This is a genomic window from Halobacillus sp. ACCC02827 (assembly GCF_030291935.1).
Classification (GTDB): Bacteria; Bacillota; Bacilli; order Bacillales; family Halobacillaceae; genus Halobacillus.
In genome coordinates this window covers 104,800-117,987 of the sequence record NZ_CP128168.1, presented here as the reverse complement: position 1 = coordinate 117,987, position 13,188 = coordinate 104,800, and the positions used below count along the sequence as shown (strand labels likewise).

The following is a 13,188-nucleotide window of genomic DNA, read 5'->3' as shown; positions in this document are numbered from 1 at the left end:
TCACCCTCGCTTCCAGCGTGTACCTTGGGAAGTGTCCTCCAAGATGATGTTCCTGGCTTTCAGTTCATCACGGATCTGATCGGCACGCTCAAAGTTGCGGTCTTTACGGGCTTGTTTACGCTCTGCGATTAAAGCATCGACCTCTTCATCCAGTAATTCTTCTTTAACCTCAAGGGACAGTCCCAAAACACTTGTCAGTTCCTCAAACGTTTGGATGAACACATTCAAAACATCTTCATGTGTCTGCTTCTCCTGCAGGTAAAGATTCGCAGCCTTGGTCATGTCGAACAAAACAGAAATCGCATTGGCTGTGTTAAAGTCATCGTCCATTTCTTTAATAAACTGCTCTTTAAAGCCTTTTACTTTATCCAGCCACGGCTGTGTATCTTCCTGAAGGCTCACGCTGGTATCTTTACGGTGTTTTAGATTCTCATACGCATTCTTTATCCGCTCAAAACTGCTTTTGGCGCCCTTCAGAAGCTCATTGCTGAAGTTAATTGGATGACGGTATTGGACACTCAACATGAAGAAGCGGATAACCTGTGGATCGTGTTGCTTTACAAGATCATGAGCAAGGATAAAGTTACCGAGAGATTTAGACATCTTCTCATTATCAATGTTGATATATCCATTGTGCATCCAATAACGAGCGAAATCTTCCCCGTTGTGAGCTTCCGACTGTGCGATTTCGTTTTCGTGGTGAGGGAATGTCAAATCCTGACCCCCGGCATGGATATCTATCGTGTCTCCAAGGTATTTCTTCGCCATAGCAGAGCACTCGATGTGCCAGCCCGGGCGTCCTTCTCCCCACGGGCTCTTCCAGGAAATTTCTCCGTCCTTGGCCTGTTTCCATAACGTGAAGTCCAGCGGGTCTTCTTTCTTATCACCAACCTCGATCCGGGCACCGGACTGCAGCTCATTGATTGATTGCTGAGACAATTTCCCATAATTATCGAAGGCACGTGTACGGAAGTAAACATCTCCTCCTGCTTCATAGGCATAACCTTTCTCCACTAACCCTTGGACAAATCCGATGATTTCTTCCATGTTTTCTGTCACGCGGGGGTGATCGACCGCTTCTTTGACGCCAAGGGCTGCAACATCTTCTTTATAAGCCTGGACGAAACGATTGGCAATCTCTGTCACACCTTCGCCCATCTCTTTGGAAGCTTTGATCAATTTATCGTCGACATCTGTGAAGTTCAGTACATAATGGACATCGTAGCCGCGGTATTCGAAATATCTGCGGACGGTATCGAACACGATGGCAGGACGGGCATTCCCAATGTGGATGTAATTATATACGGTCGGGCCGCACACATACATCTTCACCTTTCCTTCTTCCAACGGCTGAAAGACTTCTTTATTCCGAGTCAAGGTATTATATATTTTAATAGTCATGATGCTTCACTCCTTTTGCTTCTTTCAATTCCTTCTGTAGTTCCTCGATCTGCTTTTCCAACTGGTTCAGCCGGTCGTAAACAGGATCCGGCATTTTGTGGTGGTCCAAGTCTTTTTTCTGTACCTTCTTGCCATCCTGTACGACGACGTGTCCCGGAATACCGACGACGGTTGAGTTATTTGGTACATCATGCAGAACGACGGATCCTGCTCCTACTTTAGAGTGTTCCCCGATTGTAATAGAACCAAGCACTTTTGCACCTGTGGCAACAAGAGAATTATCAAGCAGAGTCGGGTGACGCTTTCCCTTCTCTTTTCCTGTACCACCTAGGGTGACCCCTTGGAAGATGGTTACGTTATCCCCGATCTCACATGTCTCTCCGATGACGACTCCCATCCCATGGTCTATAAAAAACCGGCGGCCGATTTTTGCTCCCGGGTGGATTTCAATCCCTGTAAAAAAACGGCTGAACTGAGAGATCAGACGTGCGAGAAAAAAGAATTTCCTCTTATGACAAGCATGGGCCACCCGATGTGCCCAAATAGCATGCAGACCGGAATACGTAAGAATAACTTCCAGATACGAACGAGCAGCAGGGTCCTGATCGAACACTACATCGACATCTTCCTTGAACATTTTAAAAAGCCCCATACTTGCTTCCCTCCTTTTTCTTGCGCAGAGGCGGAGAATAAAAAAAGCGTCTCTGTGCCTTGGGCACAGAGACGCTTCCCGCGTGGTTCCACTCTGCTTGGGGAAAATAATTTCCCCCACTTCATCCTCGATAACGGAAGGGAACCGCTCCGGCCTACTTTTTTTCAACCGGAGACTCCGAGGTGCATTTCCAGGGTGCCGCCCAAAATCACTTCCAGCCTAGGTGATTCTCTCTGGGTAAGCAGACAGCCCTTTACTTCTCCTCATCAACGTTTCGTATAGGTAACTCTACTATATGATAATATCTTCTGCTTGTGAATAAATTAAGCCTGCAATTTATTTAGTACATCATCAAGACGTACTGTGACAGTCTCTAAACCGAGCAGGTGGATCGCGTTAGGAAGCTCGGGGCCGTGAGTTTGACCTGTAGTTGCCACGCGAACAGGCATAAACAGTTTCTTGCCTTTATGGCCGGTCTCTTTCTGAACGGCTTTGATTTGAGCTTTGATGTTATCCGGAGTGAACTCGTCCAATTGCTGAAGGTTCTTCTTGAATGTTTCCAATACCTCCGGAACTTGTTCGCCTTCCAGTACTTCCATCGCAGCTTCGTCATATTGAATTTCCTGCTTGAAGAACAGATCCGTCAATTCCACAATTTCAGCACCGTAGTTCAGCTGCTCGTGGTATAGGGAAATAAGCTCACGTGCCCATTCCTGCTGCTCTTCTGTCATCGTTTCCGGGAAACGTCCTGCTTCAACCAAATGAGGAAGAGAAAGTTCAACGACCTTATCCAGATCCGAAGCTTTAATATACTGGTTATTCATCCACTTCAGCTTAGCTGGATCAAAAACAGCCGGGGACGTAGTCAGACGTTCCGCGTCAAAGATTTCAATCAGCTGCTCTTGTGTGAAGATCTCTTCTTCACCGACAGGGGACCAACCAAGAAGCGTGATGAAGTTGAACAGCGCTTCCGGCAGATAGCCAAGATTCTTATACTGCTCGATGAACTGGAGGATATGCTGATCCCGCTTACTCAGTTTCTTACGCTCTTCGTTAAGGATAAGCGTCATGTGTCCGAACTTCGGCGGCTCCCATCCAAACGCTTCATATACCATCATCTGCTTAGGTGTGTTGGAGATGTGCTCTTCCCCGCGCAGTACATGAGTAATCTTCATTAGATAGTCATCAATCGCTACAGCGAAATTATACGTAGGGATACCGTTCTTCTTCACGATAACCCAATCACCGAAATCACTGGAATCGAACGTAATGTCGCCGCGTACGATATCGTTGAACGTGTAGGAATGGTTTTCAGGTACACGGATACGAATACTTGGTTCGCGTCCTTCGGCTTCAAATTCTGCTATTTGCTCAGCCGTTAAATTACGGTGTGCTCCAGAATATTTCGGGGCTTCTCCACGCGCCATCTGCGCTTCTCGTTCCTGCTCAAGCTCTTCCGCAGTCATATAGCACTTATAAGCAAGGTCGCGCTCCAGAAGCTCATCAATATACTTCTGGTAAATATCCAGACGCTCCATTTGACGGTAAGGACCATACTCTCCGCCCTTATCCGGGCTCTCATCCCAATCCAAGCCCAACCATTTTAAATAGTTAAGCTGACTTTCTTCTCCACCTTCTACGTTTCGCTTCTCGTCTGTATCTTCAATACGGATGACAACTTTACCACCCGCATTTCTTGCGTATAAATAATTAAACAAGGCTGTCCTCGCATTACCGATGTGAAGAAAACCTGTAGGGCTCGGCGCATAACGCACACGTACTTCATTTGACATAATTGTTCTCCTTTCTTACTTCCGCTCTATTTCCTTGACTTATTTTATCATTTTTCGACTAATCTTGCCGAATTTCTTGCAATAAAACAACAGCTTGGGCGGCAATTCCTTCTTCCCGTCCTGTAAAACCAAGCTTCTCTGTCGTTGTCGCTTTCACATTAATCTTAGCCTTATCCGTTTCGAGAAGAGACGCAATATTACTTCGGATCTCCTCGATATATGGAGCCATTTTAGGAGATTGCGCAATGACCGTGCAGTCCATATTACCGAGCTCGTAGCCCCGATCTCTGCAAATATTCCAGACATGCTGCAACAATTTACCGGAATCAGCATCCTTAAATTCAGGATCCGTATCCGGAAAATGCTTGCCGATATCTCCTTCTCCAATCGCACCTAAGCAAGCATCTGCAATCGTATGAAGAAGAACATCTGCGTCGGAATGCCCGAGCAGACCTTTCTCATGGGGAATGTCGATCCCTCCGATTATACAAGGACGGCCTTCCGTCAGTTGGTGAACATCGTACCCTTGACCGATTCGAAACATAGCAGGTTCATCTGCCTTTCTTTGTAATTGTTTTTGGATGTAAGACTCCGCTTTATGTAAGTCTTCCGGTGTCGTCAGCTTGAAATTATCGTAACTTCCCTGGACAATTACAACATCCCGCCCTGTCTCCTCTACCAAAGAAGCATCGTCTGTTCCGTAGTATCCACGTTCCTTTGCTTGGTCATGCGCGTCTTTAATCCACTCATAGGAAAATGCCTGAGGCGTCTGTGCCGCCCACAAGTATTTTCGATCAAGTGTAGTCAAACCGTTATCACGCTTTTGCTTAATAGTATCTGTCACAGGAACAGCCAACAAAGCCGCCTGCTCTACACGTACCGTCTCTGCCAGTTCATGCAGATTCGTTTCAGAAACAAATGGACGCGCCCCATCATGAATGAAAACAGGAATAGATGGATTGCGGACGGCTTTCAGACCTTCGTACACACTGTCCTGCCTTTCCGCTCCCCCATTAACCATGGTCATTTCTTTTTCCACAGGGTGCTCTGCAAACATCTTCTCCATTTCTGAGCGCTCACGTTCATTTGTCACCAAAATGATCTCTTCACACCATGCATCCTGCTCAAAAACAGAAATAGTGTGACGGATCAGCGGTTTGGAGCCTATCGTGAGGAACTGTTTGTTTCGTCCGGCAAGCATCCGCTTCCCTTGACCGGCGGCAAGTATAATAGCTGTATAGTTCGTCATAACATCCACCCTACATTAAATTAAACTCGGATCACTTACTTCCTTATAAAACAACAAAAGCGATAACACACTGGTTATCACTTTTGTCTTACTTATTTGTTTATACCGTTTTTAAAGTGCTTTTTCAAGTGATTTCGGCTTCGCAAAAATCATTCGTCCGGCAGAAGTCTGCAGCACACTTGTGACAACGACTTCAATAGTTTTCCCGATATACTCTTTTCCTTCTTCTACAACAATCATAGTGCCATCATCTAAGTAGGCGACACCTTGATTCTGTTCTTTTCCGTCTTTAATCACTTGAATGGACATCTCTTCTCCAGGAAGAACGACAGGTTTAACAGCGTTAGCTAAATCATTAATATTCAACACTTGAACATTTTGAAACTCACACACTTTGTTCAAGTTGAAATCATTCGTAACGACGATTCCATTCATGACTTTTGCCAGCTTAACAAGCTTGCTGTCCACCTCTTGAATCTCTTCGAAATCTCCTTCATAAATCTCAACATTTACAGGTAGATCCTTCTGAAGTCGATTCAGGATATCAAGACCTCTGCGACCTCTGTTTCTCTTTAATCCATCCGAAGAATCAGCTATATGCTGCAATTCTTCCAGAACGAATTGAGGAATAACAATCGTACCTTCCAAAAAATGAGTTTCGCAAATGTCTGCGATCCGGCCGTCAATAATGACACTGGTATCGAGAATTTTATCTTTCGGTATTAACGAGGCATCCACTTCCGCCTTGTTTGCTTCGTCCGACGAATCCGTAGCGCCCTGCTTGTCTTTCTTCGACAACAAATTCAAAAACTCGTCTTTACGCTTGAATCCTACCTGGAAACCTAAATAACCAAGAAGGATCGTCAGGAAGATAGGAACGACCTGACTTACTACTTGAATCTGGATATCCTGTACAAATACATTAATCAGATAAGCAACAATCAGCCCGATGATCAGACCCAGGCTGCCAAAAAGCAGATCAGCCACAGGCGCCCGTACGAGTGAATCTTCCACCCATCTGATAAAGTCGACAATATAATCCACGACCCAAAAAGTAATTAAAAATAAAATAAGTGCTCCTAGTACGGCCCCTAAAACAGACTGAATCAGAGTAGGCCAAGTAAGACCTGTCAATTTAAACAAATCCGGAAGATAGAGGTAACCGATTGTTCCACCAGTTATAACTATAAATAACTGCACGATACGCTTAAGCACTTTCCTTCACCCCCTCAATCACAGTATGACCAAACCTTACAACCATTAACCCTTTTATCAAGGAATGATGGTACTTAACTTAGCACAACTTCCAATATAAGTCAATTTGCAAATGTATAATCATACCATAAATTAGATAAATAAGTCAATTTTCTTAAATATGTCGGTCTACGAACAATTGTTCCTGTATGCGGTCCAGACCATCCCGGATCTTCATAGCTCTTACTTCTCCTACGCCATCCACTTCCACCAGTTGTTTAGGTGAAGCCTGTATGAGATCTTCTAAAATGCCGAACTTCTCGACAAGATGATCGATGATAAGGGATGGGAGGCGTGGAATTCGATGAAGAATCCGGTAACCACGTGGATGAATGGCATCAGACATTTTCGTGTTTGTCGAATAGCCAAGCAGCTTAAGCACTTGTTCATCCGACAATAACTCTGTGTTCGTCGTTTCCTGCATCTTCTTCAAAATATAATAAGGTTCGTAATCCGGACGCTTGCTGTAATCCCTGAGCAGCAGCGCTGCCTCTTCCTCAATATTGGAAACTAATTCGGTCAGCTGCAGTTGGATTAAACGGCCCTCTGTTCCTAATTCATTCACATAATTCAAAATCTCCGTCTTTGTACGCAGGACCATCTCCACTCTTGATACGACTTGAACGACCTCAGAAAAAGAGACCATATTCTCAAACTCCAACGCACCGAGGTTTGTCGTGCTCTGGTCAAGGACATTCTTATACTTCTCAAGCGTTTGGATCGCCTGGTTCGCCTTTGTTAAAATGACGCCGATTTCTTTTAAGGAATAGCGGTGGGACCCTTTATACAGGGTGATAACATTACGCCGCTGGGAAATGGCGATAACGAGCGCTCCTGTCTGCTTTGCCACCCGCTCCGCAGTGCGGTGGCGCATTCCCGTTTCAGTCGATACAATATCAGGGTCAGGCATCAACTGAGCGTTCGCGTACAATATTTTTGTACCCTCATCATTCAGAATGAGCGCACCATCCATTTTGGCGAGTTCATAGAGGTGAGCCGGTGTAAAGTCGGATTGAATATGGAATCCACCATCTACAAGATCCCTTATTCTCTCTCCATACCCTAAAACGATAAGCCCTCCGGTATTTGCGCGAAGGACGTTGTCTATTCCGTCCCGGAGCGGTGTCCCCGGTGCCACAAGCTTGAGAATTTCTCCTATACCGTTTTCTTTCATCTCATGCCATTCCATTTAGGATTCCCCCAATGTAACCTTCATTGCTTCCTGTACTGTACTTACCCCGATGACTTCAATTTGTGAAGGTGGAGTCCATCCGTCCATATTTTTCTTAGGTATGATGGCCCGTTTGAAACCGAGTTTAGCCGCTTCCTGTACGCGCTGTTCAATACGGGAAACCCGCCGTATTTCTCCTGTCAATCCGACTTCTCCAACAACGACATCGTCACCGTTTGAGACTTTGTTGCGAAAGCTCGATGCGATACTTAACGCAACAGCTAAGTCGATTGCAGGCTCATCCAGCTTCACACCACCCGCCACCTTTACGTACGCATCCTGATTCTGCAGCAACAGTCCTGCTCGTTTCTCGAGCACAGCCATCAGCAGAGGGACTCTGTTCGTGTCAAGACCGGTTGCCATCCTTCTGGGGTTTCCGTAGGCTGTCGGGGATATGAGCGCCTGAATCTCTACCAGCACCGGCCTTGTCCCCTCCATTGAAGCTACAACAATAGAGCCTGCCGCTCCCTGAGAACGTTCTTCAAGGAAAATCTCCGACGGATTAAGTACTTCTTCCAGCCCTTTCTCCTTCATCTCAAAGATACCCATTTCATGTGTACTTCCGAAGCGGTTTTTAACACTGCGGAGAATACGGAAAGTGTGGTGCCGCTCTCCCTCAAAATAAAGAACTGCATCCACCATATGTTCCAGTAAACGAGGGCCGGCAATGGACCCTTCTTTAGTAACATGTCCAACAATGAAAATCGGAATACCTTTCGTTTTCGCAATTCGCATCAAGTGACTGGTACATTCTCTCACCTGCGCCACACTACCAGGGGCAGAGGTTATATCTTCCTTGAAAATCGTCTGAATGGAATCGATCACTACAAATTTAGGTTCAATCTGATCTATTTGATTCAGTACATCTTGCAGGTTCGTCTCGGGCAGGACATACAGTTCATCCGACATGACCCCAAGGCGTTCGGCCCTGAGTTTAGTCTGCCTGGAGGATTCTTCTCCTGATATATATAAAACCGGAAAATCTTTCTTTGCAATCTGAGCAGATACTTGAAGCAGTAAGGTTGACTTCCCGATACCCGGATCCCCGCCGATTAAAACTAATGATCCGGCCACGATTCCGCCGCCGAGCACTCTGTTGAACTCCGGCATGCTTGTCGGGAGGCGTGGTTCCTTCTGTGATTTTATCTGTGTGATTCTTTCTGGCTTCGTCATTGCGGAAGTGGAACTTGTCTGAAATACGTGCCGAGAGTTTCCTGCCGGAGCAGACGTCTCTTCCACCAACGTATTCCACTGATTACACCCCGGACATTTCCCCATCCATTTCGGTGTTTCATAACCACATTCCTGGCAAACGAACTTTGTTTTTCTTTTTGCCAAGATGATCTCTCCTATCCTTCATTTTATACGAAAAAACATGTGAATAAGTTTCACATCCATATCATTTATATTAAATATCGCTTACTGAAATCATACCTAAATAAGAAAAAAATCGGAAGGCAAACACCTTCCGATTCTTTTACCGGATGAAATCTTGTTAATTTGTGGATTCTTGTTGTGTATGCACCACATAATTCTTGTTTTCATCCAGATCAATTTTAACTTTTTGACCTTTAGCGATATTCTCTTTAAGCAATTCCTCTGATAGAAGATCTTCGACATTCTTCTGTATAGCACGGCGCAATGGACGTGCCCCATATTCGGGGTCGAATCCGGAATCTGCGATGTGCTGGATAGCTGCATCCGAGAGTGTGAAGTCGATCTCCTGCTCCTGCAGACGTTTACGCAATTCTTCTGCCATAAGAACGACAATATCCTTCATGTGCTTCTTCTCAAGGGAGTGGAAAACAATTGTTTCGTCAATACGGTTTAGGAATTCAGGACGGAACGCTTTCTTCAAAGCATCTGTCACTTTGGACTTCATGTCTTTATAATCCTGATCCGCTTCACCCATAGAGAAGCCGACGTATTTGTTTTGTTTTAATTCGGAAGCACCCACGTTGGATGTCATGATCAACACGGTATTTCGGAAATCAACAAGACGTCCTTTAGAGTCTGTCAGACGGCCGTCCTCCAATACTTGCAGCAGGATATTGAAGACTTCCGGGTGCGCCTTCTCAATTTCATCAAGAAGTACAACAGAATATGGTTTGTTCCTTACCTTCTCCGTCAACTGACCGCCTTCATCGTATCCTACATATCCCGGAGGAGAACCTACAAGACGGGACGTGCTGTGTTTCTCCATGTACTCCGACATATCGATTCGAATCATGGCATCCTCTTCACCGAACATGCTCTCTGCCAGCGCGCGAGCAAGCTCTGTTTTACCTACACCGGTAGGTCCAAGGAATATGAAGGAACCAATCGGGCGTTTCGGATCCTTCAACCCTGCACGGGCACGACGGATCGCTTTGGAAATAGCTTTGACCGCTTCTTCCTGACCGATTACTCGGTTATGAAGCGTTTCTTCCAGGTTAAGAAGACGCTCACTTTCATCCTTCGTCATTTTGGAAACTGGAACACCGGTCCAAGTGGATACGACAGAAGCAATATCTTCTACCGTTACCTCTGAATCCTCCTGGCCTTGTTTTTCTTTCCACTCATCCTTCGTCTCCTCCAGCTCATCTCTCAAACGCTGTTCGCTATCACGAAGGGATGCTGCTTTTTCAAACTCCTGACTTTGGACAGCCGCATCTTTCTCTTTCCGGACTTCCTCAAGCTTCTGTTCCAGCTCTTTAAGATTTGGCGGCGCTGTATAGGAGCGCAGGCGCACCTTGGAAGCTGCCTCATCGATTAAATCAATCGCTTTATCCGGAAGGAAGCGGTCCGTGATATACCGGTCGGAGAAACGGACAGCTGATTCAATAGAATCATCCGTAATGGTCACACGGTGGTGAGCTTCATAACGGTCACGCAGACCTTTCAAAATTTGAATGGACTCATCAAGCGTCGGTTCATCCACCTTAATCGGTTGGAATCTACGCTCAAGTGCTGCATCTTTTTCAATATATTTACGGTACTCATCAAGGGTTGTCGCACCGATACACTGCAGTTCACCCCGGGCAAGAGAAGGCTTCAGAATATTGGATGCATCAATGGCTCCTTCTGCTCCTCCGGCACCGATCAATGTATGGAGTTCATCGATGAATAGAATGATGTTACCCGCCTGGCGGATTTCTTCCATCACTTTTTTCAAGCGATCTTCAAACTCCCCGCGGTATTTCGTTCCCGCGACGACTGTACCCATATCCAACGTCATGACTCGCTTATCACGCAGAATTTCAGGTACTTCGTTGTTCATAATCTGCTGAGCCAAGCCCTCTGCGATGGCCGTCTTACCAACACCAGGTTCACCTACAAGCACCGGGTTGTTCTTTGTACGGCGGCTCAAGACTTGAATGACCCTTTCAATCTCTTTGCTTCGGCCGATTACAGGATCAATATTTCCTTCTTTAGCTATGGCCGTCAAATCACGGGCCAGGGAGTCAAGGGTTGGTGTATTCGCATTCGTCGCCTGTCCTCCAGAAGCGCCTCCACGACGATTTTGACCGCCTGTAGACTCATTGTTCCCAAGCAGCTGCAATACTTGCTGACGGGCTTTATTAAGGCTTACACCAAGGTTGTTAAGAACGCGGGCCGCTACCCCTTCTCCTTCTCGGATTAAACCAAGGAGAATGTGCTCTGTCCCTACATATGAATGTCCCAGCTTACGAGCTTCATCCATAGACAATTCTATGACCTTCTTAGCTCTTGGAGTATAGTGGATCGTTTGGGATACCTTTTCCCCTTTACCGATCAGTTTCTCCACTTCCTGTTGGATTTTGGAGGATTCAAGGCCGAGAGCTGTCAGAGCTTTCGCAGCAATTCCCTCCCCTTCACTCACTAAACCAAGCAGGATGTGTTCCGTCCCGATATTATTATGACCTAAGCGTACTGCTTCCTCTTGTGCCAGTGCCAAAACTTTTTGTGCTCTTTCTGTAAATCGCCCAAACATCATGGACATTCCCTCCTAACATTATTCTTCGTTTTCTAATTGAAGTCTTTCCCTGATTAGAGACGCCCTTCTTACATCCCGTTCATCGGGAGATAAGCTGGCTTTGGCGTACTGTTGCAAAAAGCCCGGCTGCGTTAAAATCATCAATTCATTCAAGATCGTCCGTGGTATGTGGTCGATAAAGTCCAAATCGATACCTAACCGTAAATCGGATAAACATTTTGCTGCCTCTTTAGACTCTATGATTCGACTGTTGGTTAGAACACCATAGGATCGAAAAATGCGGTCCTCCAGTTGAATTCCTGACCGGCTCAGAAGCACTTCCCTCGCTCTTCGCTCTTGATCGATCAACTGCTTTACCACACTGTGGAGGTCTTCTACAATGTCACCTTCCGACTTACCAAGCGTGATCTGGTTCGATATTTGAAAAATATTCCCCAGTGCTTCGCTTCCTTCCCCATAGATGCCACGGACAACTAAGCCAAGCTGGTTGATCGCGGGAATCATACGATTGATCTGCTGAGTCATGGATAATGCCGGCAGGTGCATCATAACTGATGCCCGCATTCCGGTGCCGACATTCGTCGGACAAGCGGTCAAATACCCGCGTTTCTCATCAAATGCATAATCAATTTTCTCTTCCAGCCAATCGTCGAGTTGTGATGCCTGTTCCAACGCCTTATCCAGCTGGAAACCAGGGAAATAAAGTTGAAGGCGGATATGATCCTCTTCATTAACCATAATCGACACCTGCTCGTTCTGCGAAATCAACGCAGCCGAGGTGTCCGATTTTTCAGCGAGATGCGGGCTGATCAAGTGTTTTTCAACCAACACTCTTTTTTCAACCGGCTGAAGATCCGTCATCCGGACCATTTCAAAATCTTCATAATCTCTAAAGGACTCTTCTTGAAACTCTTTCTGAAAGAATTCCAATACTTCTTCTAAGGATTCTTCAGATCCAATAATCGGAAATGGATATTGGGAGAAGTTCCGGGCAAGACGTATGCGGCTGCTCATCACAATATCGCTGTCCGGCCCCTCCTGTTTCATCCAGGGACTGATAGCCTCATTTACAAAATTCTGTAACGACATCTACTCATCACCTGCCTCTCCACTATGAAGACGCCCTTCCAAAGATCTGATCCTATCTCTAACTTTCGCTGCCTCTTCAAATTCTTCCTGCTCAATTAATTGTCGAAGATTAGCTTTGTATTCTTCTATCTCTTTCTTTAAATGGAGATTGCCGCTTTCTCTTTTAGGAATCTTCCCATCATGCCTTGTATTTCCACTGTGCACCCGCCTTAAAATTGGATCCAGTCGTTCGCCGAAAGTGGTATAGCACTTTCCGCAACCAAACTTGCCAATCCTTGCAAACTCTTCATATGTCAAACCACAGTTGGAACATTTTAATGGAGATTTCTGCTGAGGTGCAGCTTTGTTCTGATCGCTGTATGGAGAAGGGCTATCCGAATGAAAGAGTCCGGATAGAAGATCATTCAGAGTAAAGTTTTCTTCTCCATAATTAACATATCCATATTCTTTCGCACATACTTCACACACATGTATCTCCGACTTTTGCCCATTTACTACCTGAGTCAAATGAACGGTTGCCTGTCTTTGATGACATTCCTGGCATTCCATCTGAATCTCCCCTTT

At 45.7% G+C, this 13,188-nt stretch carries 10 protein-coding genes and 1 other annotated feature; all 10 genes read right to left on the bottom strand.

Features of this window, described 5'->3' with window-relative positions; translation table 11 throughout:
- The 10 genes from cysS to mcsA all read right to left on the bottom strand — a co-directional run bounded on the left by cysS (position 1) and on the right by mcsA (position 13,173).
- Positions 1–1,401, bottom strand: coding sequence for a cysteine--tRNA ligase (gene cysS, locus QRD89_RS00640; RefSeq protein WP_008635859.1), 1,401 nt, complete (start codon positions 1,399–1,401; stop codon positions 1–3).
- Positions 1,391–2,053: a serine O-acetyltransferase gene (gene cysE, locus QRD89_RS00635; protein WP_008635858.1), complete on the bottom strand. Its 663-nt coding sequence runs from the start codon at positions 2,051–2,053 to the stop codon at positions 1,391–1,393. Before cysE ends, cysS begins: the two co-directional genes overlap by 11 nt.
- 64 nt (positions 2,054–2,117) lie before the next feature.
- Positions 2,118–2,332 (bottom strand) — a binding site (T-box leader).
- Between the two features lie 44 nt (positions 2,333–2,376).
- Positions 2,377–3,846 (bottom strand): glutamate--tRNA ligase, encoded by a 1,470-nt coding sequence (gltX, locus tag QRD89_RS00630; protein WP_008635857.1) that lies wholly within the window; start codon positions 3,844–3,846, stop codon positions 2,377–2,379.
- A gap of 58 nt (positions 3,847–3,904) precedes the next feature.
- Positions 3,905–5,095 (bottom strand): bifunctional 2-C-methyl-D-erythritol 4-phosphate cytidylyltransferase/2-C-methyl-D-erythritol 2,4-cyclodiphosphate synthase, encoded by a 1,191-nt coding sequence (locus QRD89_RS00625; RefSeq protein WP_039871166.1) that lies wholly within the window; start codon positions 5,093–5,095, stop codon positions 3,905–3,907.
- Between the two features lie 111 nt (positions 5,096–5,206).
- Positions 5,207–6,310, bottom strand: coding sequence for a PIN/TRAM domain-containing protein (locus tag QRD89_RS00620; RefSeq protein WP_008635855.1), 1,104 nt, complete (start codon positions 6,308–6,310; stop codon positions 5,207–5,209).
- 154 nt (positions 6,311–6,464) lie between these two features.
- Positions 6,465–7,538 carry a DNA integrity scanning diadenylate cyclase DisA gene (gene disA, locus QRD89_RS00615; protein ID WP_008635854.1) on the bottom strand — a complete coding sequence of 358 codons (1,074 nt, stop codon included), beginning with the start codon at positions 7,536–7,538 and terminating at the stop codon, positions 6,465–6,467.
- Positions 7,539–8,918, bottom strand: coding sequence for a DNA repair protein RadA (gene radA / locus QRD89_RS00610; RefSeq protein ID WP_008635853.1), 1,380 nt, complete (start codon positions 8,916–8,918; stop codon positions 7,539–7,541).
- 157 nt (positions 8,919–9,075) lie between these two features.
- Positions 9,076–11,535: an ATP-dependent protease ATP-binding subunit ClpC gene (gene clpC / locus QRD89_RS00605; RefSeq protein WP_008635846.1), complete on the bottom strand. Its 2,460-nt coding sequence runs from the start codon at positions 11,533–11,535 to the stop codon at positions 9,076–9,078.
- An 18-nt stretch (positions 11,536–11,553) separates the two neighbouring features.
- Positions 11,554–12,624 (bottom strand): protein-arginine kinase McsB, encoded by a 1,071-nt coding sequence (mcsB, locus tag QRD89_RS00600; RefSeq protein WP_008635845.1) that lies wholly within the window; start codon positions 12,622–12,624, stop codon positions 11,554–11,556.
- Positions 12,625–13,173 carry a protein-arginine kinase activator protein McsA gene (mcsA, locus tag QRD89_RS00595; protein WP_008635844.1) on the bottom strand — a complete coding sequence of 183 codons (549 nt, stop codon included), beginning with the start codon at positions 13,171–13,173 and terminating at the stop codon, positions 12,625–12,627.
- Between the last annotated feature and the right edge of the window lie 15 nt (positions 13,174–13,188).